Consider the following 17919-nt stretch of genomic DNA (forward strand, 5'->3'; position numbering starts at 1 on the left):
ACATTTCCCGAGTTAAGTCCATAAAGAATGTAGTTATAAGTTACCTAACTATACTTAAGAGGTCGCTCTAAGGGAATCGTAGTAACGTAAAGAATAGAAAACGCAGTTTTCAGGCGCCAATCATAAACTCTTCTTTGCAACACGCAATATGCTTTGTGCTCTGAATAGAAAAAATATTTTTATTAAGACAACATAAAAATGCTTGCTAATTAGAAATTCATAGATTGTCTTATTTAGTAGTATTATTTTTAATGACAGAAAAAAACCAGTTTAAAAACTGGTTTTTCATATAAATCAATCAATTATTTGAGATTGGTGTTTCATGAAGATAGTGCCATTGCCAACACTCATCATGAGAATTGCGTCTCAATAACACCACAGATTCACGCATAAGAATTTTCTCATTTTCACTGTGTATTTCTTGATATCTGACAAGCGCCAAACAATCGGACTGGTAAATTATTTTATAATCGCCCGTTTTTATTTTCAGGCCACTTCTTTTTCCTGCATTTTGTCTGAACATCGCGATAACGTCATTATAACTCACTGCTTTTCCACTGATCCCTACCATTGAAAACTCTTGAGATAAAAAATTTTCTATTTTTGTAATGGTATCGACTGATAGGGGATATTGCGTAAAAACCGTTTCAATCTCGTCATGCAAAGATTTAATGCTTTCTATAATTGAGTCAGTATTAAAATTCATCTTGTATTTCCTGTGTAATAATTTTTTTCTTTAGTGTAAATAATAAAGTGAGAGGTAATATGCCTATTAATGCGCATATTAAAAAAGTCATGCTATAAGCTGTTTGTGGTAAACAAAAAAGAGAAAGAATATTAAACAACATAGCAACCATAGTTGCCCCGACACTAAAAACAACTTGTCTATTAATATTCCAAATAACACTTGCTTGAACTAATTTTTGTGCGCCGAAATCATATAACGCCGTAGTTTGTGCGGTGTTAGCACCAATCCCGCCACCCACACCGATAATTAGATAAGCAACAATAAGTAATGTAATATCGCTACTGCTATTTACAAATGTTAATAAAGAAATACCAATACTATGTAATAGCAATGCAATAATAAATAAGCGTTTCATTCCTAATTTATTATACAGCGCACCACTTATTGTCATTGAAATAAAAGCACCTAGTGCATACAACAACATAAAAACACCTGTACCTTGACCGGTAAATTTTAAATATTGTTGTAAATAAAAAATAGCGAGAATATTTACTCCAGTAAAAACACCGGGAATACAGTAATAAATAAAAATAGAGAGTGATAGATTTCTATTTTTTAATAATGCTAAATTAATAACCGGTGATGAATGGCGTCGATAATGGTAATAATAAAGTACAGCAAAAATTATTGAGAATACGGCAATCACTAAAGCAAGTAATGTTGAGTGGTATTCACCATAAGCAGATAACGCGAACAATCCAGATACGATGATCAGACTAATAAGAATGATACCTTTAATATCAGGCATAGCGTTTTCTTTAGGTAAAGGCTCTTTTACCCAGACAAAAGCTAGAAACGCAGTTAACAATGAGAATGGAATATTGCTATAAAAAACCCAACGCCACGAAACAACATCAACAATAAACCCACCTAATGTCGGCGATATTGCAGGTGCAATTAAGGCTATTGCCATAATCAGTGTAGATATTTTACTTCTCTCATGTCCTTGAAAATATTGAAAGGTTAATGCTTGCCCAATTGGGATTAGCAATCCACCACTCACGCCCTGAATGAAACGCCAAAAAATAAGTTCGCTAAAAGAGTGAGAGTATCCCACTAATGCAACGGATAGACTAAACATCAACATTGACGTTACCATCAATGCTGTAATTCCAAAACGTTGGGATAACCAGTGGCTTAATGGAATAATTAACGTTAATCCCAAAATATAACTATTTGAAACCCATGTAACAGAAACGATAGAGATCTGCATATCATCAGCCATTGCAGGTAATGCAATGGCTGACATAAAAATATTAATACAATCTATAAAGAAGCCCAGCAGAAATATAGATGCAATTCGATAGCGGTAAGTCATAAAAATCCTCCGTGCATAGAGTACGGAAGATTGACGAATTTCGTCTATCTGACAAAATAGAATTTATTGTTTAATCAGAGTAAACAATCATGCAAAACCAAATTGATCGAATTCGCTCTTTTATTGCGGTTGTTGATACCGGATCATTTACTCAAGCAGCAAAATATTTACGCCTAAGTAAATCGATGGTAAGTATTCATATCAAAGCATTAGAAACAGAATTGGATGTGTCATTACTCAATCGTAATACACGACGATTCTCACTCACTGAAACAGGTGAAATGCTTTATCAAGATTTCCGCCTCGTGTTAAGTCAGTTAGAACAAACATTGGATAAGGCACGATTAGGACAACAAGAATTACAGGGATCGTTGCGATTAAGTTCGACTGCAGAATTTGGTGAACACTATATTTTGCCGTTACTTAATCAATTTATGCAATTACATCCAAAGCTAAAAGTGCAGTATGCGTTTAATTCTTCTATTGAAGACTTAATAAATCATAAACTTGATCTCGCGATCCGCCTTGGCACATTGAAAGACAGCAATTACCGATCTACAAAGCTGGCTGATTATAAGATAAGTTTGGTTATCTCTCCTGATTTATTGCAGAAGTTCTCAATAAAAGCTATCGACGATTTGAGCGCTATTCCTTATTTAGCAAATAGTAATTTACGTCAAAGTAAACTTTCATCATCTTCAGAATTTAATACCCTACTCTCTCAATTAGCTCAAGATGCTTATTTTGAAACCAATACTATTGCGGCATTAAAAAAAATGGTACTCACGCACTCTGGGATGACTATTTTACCGCATTGGTACATTCAACAAGAATTATTAGAAAAAAAATTAGTCGTACTATTTCCTGATGTTTCCCTGTTAACGCAATCCGTTAATATTATTTTCCCTTATAGCGAATATATTCCAAGAAAAACGCGTCTCTTTATTGATTACTTAAAAGAAAATATCCAGCTATAACGCTAGATGCGAGAGGAAATTTAGAGGGAATATAGAGGAAATAGTTAGGAGATAAAATACCTTATTTCTTTCTCATATACTGAGCAGAAATAAGGTATTTTCTTAGAAGAAAAAGTAACTTAACCCAACAACTAAAATAATAATTGCAGGGATTGGATGTAATAAACATTTTGCGACAACATGTTTAGGGCGAAATGCTAAACCAAAAGTTGCACCAGCACACACAGACCAAATAAGAAGGATCCCTTGCCAAATTGCTAGTGAACTGGTGTTCGCTGCAAATCGGCTAGGGTCCCACATGACACAAAATGCCATTACCAACGCCATGATTAAAACAAGAGCCCTAATAGGGCCCTTGTCTAGTAGTTGGTAGCTTTTATCCAACATTATTCTTCACTTTCTGAAGTTTTTTTCGCTTCAGCGTGCTCGAAAGCCAGTCCTGCGATCACCGCAATACTACAAGCGAAGAGCGTTCCGAGAAGCCATGCAAAATACCACATTCTCTATGCTCCTTAGTACAGAGTATGATTATTGCCTTCGATAAATTTCTTATCGAGGCGACCATGCATTTTCCAGTAACACCAGATGGTGTAAAGGAGAACGATAGGTACGAAGATAATCGCAACAACTGTCATTACCTGAAGAGTAAACAGGCTAGAAGTTGCATCCCACATTGTTAAGCTCACATCTGGGAAAGTGCTCGAAGGCATCACAAATGGGAACATAGTCACACCACAAGTCAGGATAACACAAGCAATTGTCAGTGAAGTGAACAGGAATGCCCAACCACCTTTATTTGCTTTAGTTGCAACAATCGCCAGTAAAGGACATAACAGACCTAATGCAGGCAGAGCCCATAATACTGGATAGTTGTTGTAGTTAATCATCCATGCACCAGCTTCGTGAGAAACTGTTTTTAGTAGTGGAGATGAAGGACCTGCAGTATCAATAGCACTTGTAATAACGAAACCATCAATACCATAAATTAACCACACGCCTGCTAATGCAAAAGCAACGAAAGTGATTAAAGAGGTAATGTAAGTTGTTTTACGAGTACGTTCGTGTAACTCACCCGTAGTACGCATTTGAAGATAGCTTGCACCATGTGCAACAATCATCATTAAGCTAACAACACCTGCTAATAAACCGTATGGGTTTAATAAGCTTAATAGGTTGATAAGCGCGTTAGTTGTACCATTATAAGATACACGTTGCATGCTATCGACTTCTAATGGAACACCTTGTAATAGGTTACCAAAAGCAACACCGATAACTAATGGTGGAACGAAGCTACCAATAAAGATACCCCAATCCCACATACCACGCCATTTTGGTGATTCTAATTTAGAACGGTAGTCAAAACCTACTGGACGGAAGAATAATGCCGCCAGTACGAAGATCATACCGAAATAGAAACCAGAGAATGCCGCAGCATATACCATTGGCCATGCAGCGAATAATGCACCACCTGCTGTGATTAACCAGACTTGGTTACCATCCCAGTGAGGTGCAACAGAGTTAATTAAAATACGACGTTCAGTGTCATCTTTCGCGATAACGCGTAGTAACACACCGACACCCATATCAAAACCATCAGTGACCGCGAAGCCAATCAGTAAGATACCAATCAGTAGCCACCAAACAAACCGCAATACTTCATAATCAAACATAGTGGACTCCTGTGTTACTTACTTTGTGCAGAAGATGCATTCTTCTGTTCAAAGTGATAGCGACCCGTCTTCAGGCTACTCGGCCCAAGGCGACCAAATTTGAACATCAGGAACATTTCAGCAACTAGGAACAGTGTGTACAGACCACAGATAAGACCCATAGATACTAGGATATCAGCCTGTGTCAGTGAAGAAGTTGCTACAGCCGTAGGCAGGATTTCACCAATCGCCCATGGTTGACGTCCATATTCTGCAACAAACCAACCTGCTTCAACTGCGATCCACGGTAATGGGATACTAAACAGAGCAGCACGTAGTAACCATTTATAGTTACCAATACGGTTAGACAGAACTGTCCAGAAGGAAATCGCAACAACCAGTAACATCAGGAAGCCTGCGGCAACCATGATACGGAATGACCAGAACAGTGGTGCGACATTAGGAATAGTGTCTTTTGCAGCAGCTTTGATTTGTTCTTCTGTTGCATCAACAACTTTATCAGTATAACGCTTCAGTAATAAGCCGTAGCCTAAATCTTGTTTAGCGTCATTAAATGCAGCACGAATAGCAGGATCAGTATTACCTGCGCGTAATTCGCTTAATAATTCGTAAGCTTTCATACCGTTACGAATACGAACTTCATGCTGACCCATCAGATCGTTAAGACCTAAAACAGGTGTATCGAAAGAACGCGTTGCAATAATACCCATGACATAAGGGATTTGTAATGCAAACGAGTTTTCCATTTTTTCTTGATTAGGGAATGCGATCAGATTAAATGCAGCTGGAGCTGCTTCTGTATGCCATTCACCTTCAATTGCAGCCAGTTTAGTTTTTTGTACGTCACCCATTTCGTAACCAGATTCATCACCCAGTACGATAACAGATAATACAGCTGCGATACCAAAAGTAGCAGCAACTGCGAAAGAACGTTTTGCAAAACCGATATCACGACCTTTGAGTAGGTAATAAGAGCTGATACCCAGAACAAAGAATGCACCAGTACAGTAACCAGCAGCAACGGTGTGAACAAATTTAACTTGAGCGACAGGGTTTAAAACCAGATCAGCAAAACTCAACATTTCCATTCGCATGGTTTCAAAGTTGAAGTCTGCAGCGACAGGGTTTTGCATCCAACCATTCGCAACAAGGATCCACAGAGCAGAGAAGTTAGAACCGAAAGCAACTAACCAAGTTACCATCAAGTGCTGCTTCTTACCTAAGCGATCCCAGCCAAAGAAGAACAATCCGACGAAAGTTGATTCTAAGAAGAACGCCATCAAACCTTCGATTGCTAAAGGCGCACCGAAGATATCACCGACGTAATGAGAGAAATATGACCAGTTAGTACCAAATTGGAACTCCATGGTCAACCCAGTTGCGACACCCAGAGCAAAGTTAATACCAAATAACTTACCCCAGAACTTTGTCATATCTTTGTAAACTTGTTTACCCGACAGGACATATATCGTTTCCATTATTGCCAGCATAAACGCCATACCCAGCGTTAATGGGACAAACAGGAAGTGATACATTGCTGTTAAGGCAAACTGTAACCGTGACAGTTCGACAATATCAAACATCTTGACTCCTTGCTCCTAGCAGGAAGACACCGACTTGCGGCAACCCGACTTTATTAAATTATAAAGCCTCATAACTACCAGCAATAAATGCCTCTAAAAACAACAACGAATATTAAAGACCAAAAACACAATACCTTACAAATAGTACGCTTATATTTACATATAATAAATATATTTTGCGTGACCCAGATTTGAATTCTGAGCTTAGGTCAACAATACGACTTTTAGGTTTGTAATAGCATATTTGATCGTGTGCCAATTTAAGCATATTCAGAAATTTTTGCCACAATTAATAACTTGACCCACATCAAAAAAACACTTTAATGTTAACTAGTTGCGAATAAATTACCCAATAGTTACCATTGTGTTAATGCAATGTTGTTTTTATTTTTAAGTGTAATTTACCTCCTTATATTTTCCATAATAAAATTAACTTTTTATTTTCATAAAAGACTTAAAAATAAACACTTTTAATTGTGTTTTATTAATTTTAATATCAATTTCATTTTTTTGCAGGTAAATAATAAATATTTTAAAAAAATAATCTATTAATTAATAAGTTGAAATTTACAAAAATGTAAATATAAAAAAATCACTCTATTATTTTATCTAATCAAGATATATAAAAAGTCCAATATGGATTATCAATTTTTAATATTATTTATTTTTTAGTTTCTCTTTTATTCTAGATAAATTAAGTGCAATAAATCTGTATCTAACAAATAGAACGTAAAATCGCCATTAATGCAATAAAAAATAACTTTTAAAATCAAATAGATAGAAAACAAAAACAAGTCATTTATTGAAAAATTGCAAGAAAAAATAAAAAAAGCTTTCATTGTGTTTTCGTATTCAAACAAAGTGATTTTCAAGATACTAACCAACTTCTTATTATCAATTCTTATAGTAATAAGGAGATCATAATTCCCCTTTAATCGTCATTTTGATGTTCTAACATAATGAAAAGATATTTTTTGCTATTAAAGACCTTATCTCCCCTACTCCTTACTCATTCATTAACATGTTTAAAAGCCCATTTCCTTAGTGAAAATCAGTGTTACAGCGTGATCCTAGTACAGGTTTAAAGCTAATTATTACTATATTGATAGAAGTACCTATATTGCGAACAGCATAAAATAGAGGTTCATTTTTTCTGCTAATATTCTTTTTTACTAAAACATGCATTTAAAATATTATTTTTAACAATCCTGGGTATCTATTCATTGCTTATATCATTACTTTTAGGCACCACAAGAAAGTTAATAAATAGAGAAATAATATTTCGCACACACAGATCAACTTTAAAAAAACAATATAAAACAGTTTGTTAGAATAAATTTAGGTGGGGTATTGATGTGTTAATTACAATATTAGCTATTGATATAGCTTTTTAAATGAAACTAAAAATAAAAAATGCCAGCTCTTTTTTTAGAAACTGGCATTCGAGATAGTATCAATCTGAAATTATTAACAGAATTGTTACTTATTTGATCAGTGATTTAATCGCTTCACCGATATCGGCTAAGCTACGAACTGTTTTAACACCTGCAGCTTCAAGGGCAGCGAATTTCTCATCCGCAGTGCCTTTACCACCAGCAATAATTGCACCCGCATGTCCCATACGTTTGCCTTTAGGCGCTGTTACACCTGCGATATAACCGACTACAGGCTTAGTGACGTGATCTTTGATATAAGCAGCCGCTTCTTCTTCCGCTGTACCACCAATTTCGCCGATCATCACAATCGCTTCTGTTTGTGGATCTTCTTGGAATAGCTTAAGAATATCAATAAAGTTAGAACCCGGAATTGGGTCTCCACCAATACCAACACAGGTTGATTGACCTAAACCAACATCCGTTGTTTGCTTAACAGCTTCATAAGTTAATGTACCTGAACGAGATACAATACCAACTTTACCTGGTAAGTGAATATGACCTGGCATAATGCCAATCTTACATTCACCCGGAGTGATAACACCCGGACAGTTAGGGCCAATCATACGTACGCCAGCTTCATCTAATTTAACTTTAACAGTCAGCATATCCAGTGTAGGAATACCTTCTGTAATAGTAATAATTAGTTTGATACCTGCATCAATCGCTTCTAAGATTGAATCTTTACAAAATGGTGCGGGTACATAGATAACTGTCGCAGTCGCACCTGTTGCTTCAACTGCTTCACGAACTGTATTGAATACAGGTAAACCTAAGTGCGTAGTACCGCCTTTACCCGGCGTAACACCACCGACCATTTGCGTACCATAAGCAATAGCTTGTTCAGAGTGGAATGTTCCTTGGCTACCAGTGAAGCCTTGGCAAATTACTTTGGTATTCTTATCAATTAAAATAGACATTATTTTGCCTCCGCTGCTGCAACAACTTGTTTCGCGGCATCCGTTAAGCTTTTAGCAGCGATAATATTTAATCCACTATCTGCTAATTTTTTGGTGCCTAACTCTGCATTGTTTCCTTCAAGACGAACAACCACAGGAACATTAACGCCAACTTCTTCAACTGCGCCAATAATACCATCTGCGATTAAGTCACAACGAACAATACCGCCGAAAATGTTGACTAATACAGCGCTGACATTTTCATCTGACAAAATAATCTTAAATGCTTCAGTTACGCGCTCTTTTGTTGCACCACCACCTACATCGAGGAAGTTTGCAGGCTCGCCACCGTGAAGTTTAACGATATCCATTGTACCCATCGCTAAACCAGCACCATTAACCATACAACCAATATTGCCATCTAATGCAACGTAGTTCAGTTCCCATTGTGCCGCTTGTGCTTCACGAGGATCTTCTTGTGAAGGATCGTGCATTTCACGCATTTCTGGCTGACGATATAACGCGTTGCTATCTACGCCTAATTTGCCATCAAGACAAATCAAATCGTCTTCTTTAGTAATAACCAGTGGGTTAATTTCGATTAAAGCGAGATCACGCTCTAAGAAAATAGAGGCTAATCCCATAAAGATTTTAGCAAATTGACTAACTTGCTTGCCTTTTAAACCCAATTTAAATGCTAATTCTCTTCCCTGATAAGGCATTGGGCCAGTCAGTGGATCAATAATTGCGCGATGAATAAGCTCAGGTGTTTCTTCAGCCACTTTCTCAATTTCAACGCCGCCTTCTGTTGATGCCATAAAGACAATGCGACGGGTGCCACGGTCAACAACTGCACCAAGATAAAGCTCTTTAGCGATATCGGTGGCTGCTTCAACCAAAATCTGTGTAACAGGCTGACCGTTAGCGTCTGTTTGATAAGTGACTAAACGTTTGCCTAACCATTGTTCAGCAAATGCGCGGATCTCTTCTTTAGATTTAACGACTTTTACGCCGCCCGCTTTACCACGTCCACCCGCGTGAACCTGACATTTCACGACCCAAGGGCCTTGACCGATTTTTGATGCAGCTTCTTCTGCCTCGCGCGGTGTGGAGCAGGCGAAACCAGCAGGTGCTGGTAATCCATACCGTGTGAAAAGCTGTTTTGCCTGATACTCGTGTAAATTCATGATGTTCTATCCATAATCTTGTTGAAAGTCGGGCTTTCTTATTTTTTTGACTATAAGCCAGAAGGATCTGGCTTCACGAACACACTGTACTTCTTTGATGCTTGTGTCTGTTGCTAAGTAGGCAGGAGGAGCATCTCCTGCCTAAAAGCGATATTTATTACCTATACATCCAGTAATAAACGAGCTGGATCTTCTAGCATCTCTTTAACGGTTACTAAGAAACCGACAGACTCACGACCATCAATTAAACGGTGGTCATAAGACAGAGCCAGATACATCATTGGTAGAATAACAACCTGACCGTCTACTGCCATTGGGCGATCTTTAATTGCATGCATCCCTAAAATGGCACTTTGTGGTGGGTTGATAATCGGAGTTGACATTAATGAACCGAAAACACCGCCATTTGTGATAGTGAAGTTACCACCTGTTAAGTCTTCAACAGTTAACTTACCGTCACGACCTTTTACAGCTAACGCTTTGATGTTCTTCTCAATATCCGCCATGCTCATAGCATCTGCATCACGTAATACTGGCGTTACCAGACCACGAGGTGTTGATACTGCAATACTGATATCAAAGTAGTTGTGATAAACCACATCAGTGCCATCAATAGAAGCATTCACTTCTGGATAGCGCTTCAGTGCTTCAACAACAGCTTTAATGTAGAAAGACATAAAGCCTAAACGTACACCGTGGCGTTTTTCGAATGCTTCACCATACTGAGCACGTAAATCTTTGATTGGCTGCATGTTGATTTCGTTAAACGTTGTCAACATTGCAGTGGTGTTTTTCGCTTCTAGTAAGCGCTCTGCTACACGTTTACGTAAACGTGTCATTGGTACACGTTTTTCGCTACGGTGAGATAACAGTGCTTGAGGAACTTCTGCTACTGGTTGTGTAGTTGATTTATTCGCAACATGACCTTCGATATCTTGGCGAGTTAAACGTCCGCCTACACCACTGCCTTTCACATCCGCAGGGTTAATATCGTGTTCAGCCACTAAGCGACGCGCAGTTGGACTTAATGCATCGTTATTGCCTTTTTCAGCAATATCAGCACTTTGACGCTGTGCTGGAGTGCTATCTTGAGCTGGTTTCACATCAGCAGGAATGCCTGTGCTATCACCTAAACGAATGCGACCTAGTAATTGGCGTGAACCAACAGTAGCGCCTTCTTCTTCAAGAATACTCTCTAAAACACCTGCTTCACTTGCAGGTACTTCTAAAACAACTTTATCTGTTTCGATTTCAACCAGCACTTCATCGCGTTGAATGCTATCACCAGGTTTTTTATGCCAAGTTGCGACCGATGCGTCAGCAACTGATTCAGGGAGATCCGGTACTAGAATATCTACACTACTCATTTTCTATCCTTATTTATTCAACTTTCAGTGCGTCTTCAACCAGAGCTTTTTGTTGCTCCTGATGAACAGAGGTATAACCAACTGCTGGAGAGGCTGATGCAGGGCGTCCTGCATAACGTAATGTTGCGCCTGCTGGAATAGCATCACGGAAGTTATGCTGACTACAGTACCAAGCACCTTGATTCAGAGGCTCTTCTTGGCACCAAATAAACTCTTTTACATGAGCATAAGGTGCGAGAATTTGCGCCATATCTTCGTGTGGGAATGGATACAGTTGTTCAATACGAATAATAGCAACGTTATTTTGCTCATTAGCACGACGCTGTTCTAATAAATCGTAGTAAACCTTACCTGAACACATCACAACACGTTTCACATCAGCAGGTTTTAAATCATCCATTTCACCAATGACAGGTAAGAATTTACCATTTGCTAATTCATCCAATTCAGAAACCGCTAATGGATGACGTAACAGTGATTTTGGTGACATTACGATAAGTGGGCGACGCATACCACGTAACGCTTGACGGCGTAACATATGGTAAACCTGAGCCGGAGTTGATGGCACACAAACCTGCATATTTTGTTCTGCACACAGTTGCAGATAACGTTCTAAGCGTGCAGAGGAGTGCTCTGGGCCTTGGCCTTCATAGCCGTGCGGTAACAGCATGACTAACCCACACATACGACCCCATTTTTGCTCACCAGAGCTAATAAATTGGTCGATAACTACTTGGGCAACGTTTGCGAAGTCACCAAATTGTGCTTCCCAAATTGTTAAACCGCGAGGTTCTGTTGTGGCATAACCATATTCAAACGCAAGTACAGCTTCCTCTGTTAATACAGAGTCCCAGACATTAAATTGTCCTTGAGCATTATGAACATTGGCTAATGGTACATAAACAGAACCATTTGTTTGGTTATGAATAACCGCATGACGATGGAAGAATGTACCTCGTCCCGCATCTTCGCCAGAAAGACGAATGGTGATACCTTGGTCAACTAAAGTCGCATACGCTAATGTTTCTGCGGCACCCCAATCGAGTAGTTTCTCACCTTCAGCCATAACAGCACGGTCAGCATAAATTTTCTCAACACGAGATTGCATCACGATTTCTGAAGGAACGGTACTCACTCGACGCGCTAAATCTTGTAAACGCGCTTTTTCTACTTTATGTGGGTATTCTTCATTCCATTCATGATTCAAATACGGTTCCCATGTGTAAGAATGCAGACCCATTGGACGGTACTCTTCAACAACACAGTCACCACGATCCAGCGCATCACGATAAAGATTAACCAGTTCAGTCACATCATTGGCATCAAGCAGTGATTGAGCAACCAGTTTATCCGCATAAATTTTACGTGGTGTTGGATGTTTTTTGATTTTTTGATACATCAGAGGCTGAGTTGCATTTGGTTCATCCGCTTCGTTATGACCATGACGACGGTAACAAACGAGATCAATCATAACATCGCGTTTAAAGGTATTACGGAAATCCAATGCTAAGCGAGTCACAAAAGCTACCGCTTCAGGATCATCTGCATTAACGTGGAAAATTGGAGCCTGAACCATTTTCACAATATCAGTACAATATTGTGTTGAACGGGCATCTTTTGGATTTGAAGTCGTAAAACCAACTTGGTTATTGATAACAATACGAACTGTACCACCTACTTCATAACCGCGCGCTTGAGACATGTTCAAGGTTTCTTGTACAACACCTTGACCTGTTACTGCCGCATCACCATGAATAGTGATAGGAAGAACCATATTGCTACGCGCTTCATCTAAGCGATCACGACGAGCACGCACAGAACCAATTACAACTGGGCTAACAATCTCTAGGTGAGATGGGTTAAAGGCTAATGCGAGGTGGACTTGAGCCCCTTCAGTCGCAAAGTCAGATGAGAAACCTTGGTGATATTTAACGTCACCGGTTCCCAAATGTTCTTTATGAATACCCGCAAATTCATCAAATAAATCAGCTGGTTTTTTACCTAGGATATTAACCAGAACGTTTAAACGTCCGCGGTGCGCCATACCAAGAACCACTTCACGAGTGTCTTGTTTACCTGCATGGCGAATTAAATCTTTTAACATCGGAACTAATGCATCACCACCTTCTAAAGAGAAGCGTTTTGCACCCGGGAATTTTGCACCTAAATAGCGCTCTAAACCTTCAGCTGCCGTTAGCTCTGTCAGGAAGCGTAACTTTTCTTCTTTAGTGAATTGATCTGCAACATTTACTGATTCTAAACGTTGTTGTAGCCAACGTTTTTCTTCAGTATTAGTGATATGCATATATTCAGCACCAATTGAACCACAGTAAATGCGCTTCAGTGCTTCATATAAATCACCTAATTTCATCGTTTCTTTGCCGATAGCAAAAGAACCGACGTTGAAGGTTTCTTCAAAGTCTTCTTTAGTTAGATTATGGAAAGCAGGATCTAAATCTGGAACAGATTCTTGTTTCCATAAACCAAGCGGGTCGAGATTAGCGTTTTGGTGACCACGAAAACGGAAGGCATTTATGAGCTGCAAAACTTTAACTTGTTTTGAGTCCATTGCCGGATCGCTTACCGAGGTATGATATCGAGTGGATTCTTTTGCGAGGCGTCTGAAGTAGTCGCGGGTTTGAGAATGCGACTGTTCTATGCCTTGACTTGCGGGCAGTTGTTGAAAAATCTCTCTCCAACTTTCGTCAACAGAGTTTGGGTCAGTTAGGTAATCTTCATAGATATCTTCTATGTAAGACTGATTCTCTCCTGCTAGAAAAGTTGATTCTAGCCAGTCCTTCATTGCGCCGTTCTGCATTATGATCCCTTAAGCTATACAGCTTTAGTTCGCCGTGGATAACTAATACCGTGATTAAACGGTGTCGATTGCAAGGTTCTCTTATGACCCGCTATCTCGCAGGTTCTTTAAATATGGAGCTTTAGCTCTCAAGGAACCTTTAAGCACTGTCTTACAGTGTTTAAAGGTGCCTTACTATTTTTACCGCAAACGTCTAACTTAGTTTTTCCATTAACCGCCCTAACTATTTTAGGGCGGTTATTATTTTATGCACTACGTTTTAACAACATTGACTTAATATGACCAATCGCTTTTGTTGGATTGAGTCCTTTAGGACATACGCTGACACAGTTCATGATGCCGTGACAACGGAACACACTGAACGCATCGTTAAGATCATCAAGACGAGATTCAGTTTCTGTATCGCGACTATCAATCAAGAAACGATAAGCCGCTAGCAATCCAGCAGGCCCGATAAACTTATCTGGATTCCACCAGAATGATGGGCAAGAGGTTGAACAACAAGCACAAAGGATACAATCGTAAAGCCCATCAAGCTTTTCACGCTGTTCTGGTGACTGTAAGTTCTCACGAGCAGGAGGATTTTTGCCATTATTAATTAAATACGGACGAATTTTCTCATACTGTGTATAGAACTGAGTCATATCCACTATTAAATCACGAATTACTGGTAAACCGGGTAACGGTCTGATCACAATTTTCTTACTTCCTTTCTGTAAAGATGAAATAGGTGTGATACAAGCCAAACCATTTTTACCATTCATGTTCACGCCATCAGAGCCGCAAACACCTTCACGACAAGAACGACGGAACGATAAGGTAGGATCTTTTTCCTTTAGCTGAATTAATGCATCCAACAGCATCATGTCACGCCCTTCAGGAACTTCGAGGGTGTAATCTTGCATATGCGGCGCATTATCAACGTCGGGATTGTAACGATAAATCGAAAATTCAAGTTTCATATTTAAGTCTCCGCAACTTCAATAACACCGCTAATTAATATGTACGCACTTTTGGTGGGAAGGCTTCACGCAGTTTTGGCTGCATATTGACTTCACGTCGTGTCATTGTTTCGGTTTGCGGTTGATATAATGTATGACATAACCAGTTCGCATCATCACGCTCTGGGAAATCGAAACGGCTATGAGCTCCACGACTTTCTGTACGGAAGTTTGCAGACACCGCAGTGGCATAAGCAGTTTCCATCAGGTTGTCTAATTCTAAGCACTCAATACGCTGTGTATTAAACTCACTTGAATTATCATCCAGTCGTGCATTTTGTAAGCGCTCACGAATAACTTTCAGTTCTTCTAAGCCTTTAGCCATTGCATCACCTTCACGGAATACCGAGAAGTTATGTTGCATACAAGATTGCAGTGCTTTACGGATCTCAACTGGATCTTCACCAGAACGGTTGTTTTCCCAGCGATTTAAGCGCGTTAATGCCGCTTCAACATCAGAATCGCTCGCATCACGCATAGTACCTTGTTCCATTAATGACTCTTTTAAGTGAACCCCTGCTGAACGACCAAATACCACGAGGTCTAACAGTGAGTTACCACCTAAGCGGTTTGCACCATGAACAGATACACAAGCAATTTCACCGACTGCGAACAATCCAGGAATAACAACGTCCTCGCCTTTCTCGTTCACACGAATAGCTTGACCCGTTACTTTTGTTGGAATACCACCCATCATATAGTGACATGTAGGTATAACAGGGATTGGCTCTTTAACTGGGTCAACGTGTGCGAAAGTACGAGAAAGATCAAGAATACCCGGTAAACGAGACTCAAGAACTTCTTTACCCAGATGGTCGAGTTTCAATTTCGCATGAGGACCCCAAGGGCCATCACAACCACGACCTTCACGAATTTCAATCATGATTGAACGTGCAACCACATCACGACCAGCAAGGTCTTTGGCGTTTGGTGCATAACGTTCCATAAAGCGTTCACCGTCTTTATTCAACAGATATCCGCCTTCACCACGACAACCTTCAGTCACTAACACACCTGCACCCGCAATACCAGTTGGGTGGAATTGCCACATTTCCATATCTTGCAGAGGAACACCTGCGCGAACCGCCATGCCTACACCATCACCGGTGTTGATATGCGCATTTGTAGTTGACTGGTAAATACGCCCCGCACCGCCAGTCGCTAAAATCGTGGCGTTTGCTTTGAAATAAACGACTTCACCCGTTTCGATGCAGATTGCAGTACAACCGACAATATCGCCATCTTGGTTTTTCACTAAATCCAGTGAATACCACTCTGAAAAGATGGTTGTGTGATTTTTTAAATTTTGCTGATAAAGGGTATGTAACAATGCATGCCCAGTACGGTCAGCGGCAGCAGCTGTACGTGCAGCTTGTTCACCACCAAAGTTTTTTGACTGACCACCAAATGGACGTTGATAAATACGGCCATCATCTAGACGAGAAAATGGGAGTCCCATATGTTCCAGCTCTAAAATTGCTTCAGGGCCGGTTTTACACATATATTCGATAGCGTCTTGGTCACCAATATAGTCGGAACCTTTTACCGTATCGTACATGTGCCATTCCCAGTTATCCTCATGGGTATTACCGAGTGCAACAGTGATACCACCTTGAGCGGAAACAGTATGAGAACGAGTAGGAAAAACTTTAGAAATCAGTGCACAAGACAGACCCATTTGAGAAATCTGTAAAGCGGCACGCATACCTGCGCCACCCGCACCAATAACAACAGCATCAAACTCTCTTACTGGCAGATTCATTACACACCCCACACCACAATTGTTCCATAAATAAGATAAACCAACAGCGCAACAACAATAATCAGTTGTAAAGTCAGACGTAATGCCAGCGGTTTAATATAGTCCGTTAACACTTGCCACATTCCGATCCACGCGTGAATAAGAATAGAAAGCAGAGTCAAGATGGTGAACACTTTGGTTAAGGATGAGCTAAAGAATCCGCGCCATACCTCATAGGTTATTTCTGTTGTAGCAATAAATCCCACAAGATAAAGAACGTATAAAACGATAATAATGGCTGAGGCACGAAGGAATAACCAATCCTGTATGCCAGTACGGCCTAAAGTAGAAGAATTACTTACCATACTAATACCCCCGCCAATATTGATAAAATTACTGTAATAACCATTGATGCTGCCGCTGAATTGCGACCTACAATCAAGGTTTCATCAATAAAGCCGAAGTCCATTAACATATGACGAATACCACCACAAATGTGATACGCCAATGCTGTTAGGATGCCCCACAAAATAAATTTCGCGAAGAAGCCAGTCATAATTTCAGCAGCTTGCTGAAATCCTTCAGGAGAGGAGAGAGAGGTGCCAAGTAACCACAGTAAGATGCCAACTGCGACTAACATGATAACCCCAGAGACACGATGCAAGATCGATGCGATAGCAGGGAGTGGAAACTGTATCGTCTGTAAATCCAGATTGACAGGTCTTTGTTTTTTCACAATTTATGCCCACACAGCTTTTATAATTTTTCCTTCCTCCGGACCTGGATGGAAATCAAACAGCGAATGGGGTACAAAGGCACATTTTAAGTAAAATGTTAAATCCGTCTATTTTACAAAAAGTGTGGATTCGTTACGCTGGTTCTCCATACAACAACGGTTCCGGAGACCTGCGCGCAGTATAAGTGCTTCACAAACTTATTACAATTACCACACAACTTGTGTGCCCGACATTTGCCTCGAACAGTGAGAGGGATCACTATTTAATACATCCGATGCAAAAATGATTATCATTTTTGACACATACACAACATTTTTCTTACATTTACTGCATTATTTTAATGTTTATGTTTTTTTTGTGCGCAAACACGCTTCCAGAAACCTCAAACTTATGTAAAAGTGATAGCAGTACTAATTCTAAGTGCATTGCATAAAAAAGCA

Annotated in this window: 15 protein-coding genes; 1 reads left to right on the forward strand and 14 read right to left on the reverse strand. The window is 39.6% G+C overall.

Going from position 1 to position 17919, the window contains the following annotated elements:
• Positions 1-298 precede the first annotated feature (298 nt).
• Both GWJ01_RS14340 and GWJ01_RS14345 read right to left on the reverse strand, forming a co-directional pair.
• Positions 299-706, reverse strand: a complete 408-nt coding sequence (locus GWJ01_RS14340; RefSeq protein WP_161711235.1) for a hypothetical protein — start codon at positions 704-706, stop codon at positions 299-301.
• Positions 696-2066, reverse strand: coding sequence for an MFS transporter (locus GWJ01_RS14345; RefSeq protein WP_161711236.1), 1371 nt, complete (start codon positions 2064-2066; stop codon positions 696-698). The genes GWJ01_RS14340 and GWJ01_RS14345 overlap by 11 nt, the downstream gene beginning before the upstream one ends.
• Before the next feature lie 89 nt (positions 2067-2155).
• Here GWJ01_RS14345 and GWJ01_RS14350 point away from each other — a divergent pair, with 89 nt between their 5' ends.
• A complete protein-coding gene (locus GWJ01_RS14350) occupies positions 2156-3043 on the forward strand; it encodes a LysR family transcriptional regulator (protein ID WP_109393450.1) in 888 nt (295 codons plus the stop codon).
• 102 nt (positions 3044-3145) lie between these two features.
• Here the strand turns inward: GWJ01_RS14350 and ybgE are convergent, their stop codons facing one another.
• From ybgE to sdhC, 12 genes are all read right to left on the reverse strand, one after another.
• Entirely contained in the window at positions 3146-3430 is a 285-nt protein-coding gene (gene ybgE, locus GWJ01_RS14355; RefSeq protein ID WP_075672722.1) for a cyd operon protein YbgE, read from the reverse strand.
• Positions 3430-3543: a cytochrome bd-I oxidase subunit CydX gene (gene cydX, locus GWJ01_RS14360; protein WP_066751769.1), complete on the reverse strand. Its 114-nt coding sequence runs from the start codon at positions 3541-3543 to the stop codon at positions 3430-3432. The genes ybgE and cydX overlap by 1 nt, the downstream gene beginning before the upstream one ends.
• A gap of 12 nt (positions 3544-3555) precedes the next feature.
• Entirely contained in the window at positions 3556-4713 is a 1158-nt protein-coding gene (gene cydB, locus GWJ01_RS14365) for a cytochrome d ubiquinol oxidase subunit II (protein ID WP_098943855.1), read from the reverse strand.
• Positions 4714-4727: 14 nt separating this feature from the next.
• Positions 4728-6296, reverse strand: a complete 1569-nt coding sequence (gene cydA, locus GWJ01_RS14370) for a cytochrome ubiquinol oxidase subunit I (RefSeq protein ID WP_098943856.1) — start codon at positions 6294-6296, stop codon at positions 4728-4730.
• 1483 nt (positions 6297-7779) lie between these two features.
• Positions 7780-8649 (reverse strand): succinate--CoA ligase subunit alpha, encoded by an 870-nt coding sequence (gene sucD / locus GWJ01_RS14375; RefSeq protein ID WP_006537657.1) that lies wholly within the window; start codon positions 8647-8649, stop codon positions 7780-7782.
• Complete coding sequence (gene sucC, locus GWJ01_RS14380; RefSeq protein ID WP_109402232.1) at positions 8649-9815, reverse strand: ADP-forming succinate--CoA ligase subunit beta; 1167 nt, start codon at positions 9813-9815, stop codon at positions 8649-8651. The genes sucD and sucC overlap by 1 nt, the downstream gene beginning before the upstream one ends.
• 161 nt (positions 9816-9976) lie before the next feature.
• A complete protein-coding gene (gene odhB, locus GWJ01_RS14385; protein WP_088493413.1) occupies positions 9977-11182 on the reverse strand; it encodes a 2-oxoglutarate dehydrogenase complex dihydrolipoyllysine-residue succinyltransferase in 1206 nt (401 codons plus the stop codon).
• A 13-nt stretch (positions 11183-11195) separates the two neighbouring features.
• Positions 11196-14000: a 2-oxoglutarate dehydrogenase E1 component gene (sucA, locus tag GWJ01_RS14390; RefSeq protein ID WP_109393448.1), complete on the reverse strand. Its 2805-nt coding sequence runs from the start codon at positions 13998-14000 to the stop codon at positions 11196-11198.
• A gap of 245 nt (positions 14001-14245) precedes the next feature.
• Positions 14246-14962 (reverse strand): succinate dehydrogenase iron-sulfur subunit, encoded by a 717-nt coding sequence (locus GWJ01_RS14395; RefSeq protein WP_006537662.1) that lies wholly within the window; start codon positions 14960-14962, stop codon positions 14246-14248.
• Between the two features lie 34 nt (positions 14963-14996).
• Positions 14997-16763: a succinate dehydrogenase flavoprotein subunit gene (gene sdhA, locus GWJ01_RS14400; RefSeq protein ID WP_023581183.1), complete on the reverse strand. Its 1767-nt coding sequence runs from the start codon at positions 16761-16763 to the stop codon at positions 14997-14999.
• Positions 16763-17107: a succinate dehydrogenase membrane anchor subunit gene (sdhD, locus tag GWJ01_RS14405; protein WP_006537664.1), complete on the reverse strand. Its 345-nt coding sequence runs from the start codon at positions 17105-17107 to the stop codon at positions 16763-16765. Before sdhD ends, sdhA begins: the two co-directional genes overlap by 1 nt.
• The gene (gene sdhC, locus GWJ01_RS14410) at positions 17101-17481 is read right to left on the reverse strand and encodes a succinate dehydrogenase cytochrome b556 subunit (protein WP_129586864.1); all 381 of its coding nucleotides are present in this window, start codon (positions 17479-17481) and stop codon (positions 17101-17103) included. Before sdhC ends, sdhD begins: the two co-directional genes overlap by 7 nt.
• Between the last annotated feature and the right edge of the window lie 438 nt (positions 17482-17919).

Source organism: Proteus sp. G2618, from assembly GCF_009915995.1.
Lineage (GTDB): Bacteria > Pseudomonadota > Gammaproteobacteria > Enterobacterales > Enterobacteriaceae > Proteus > Proteus terrae.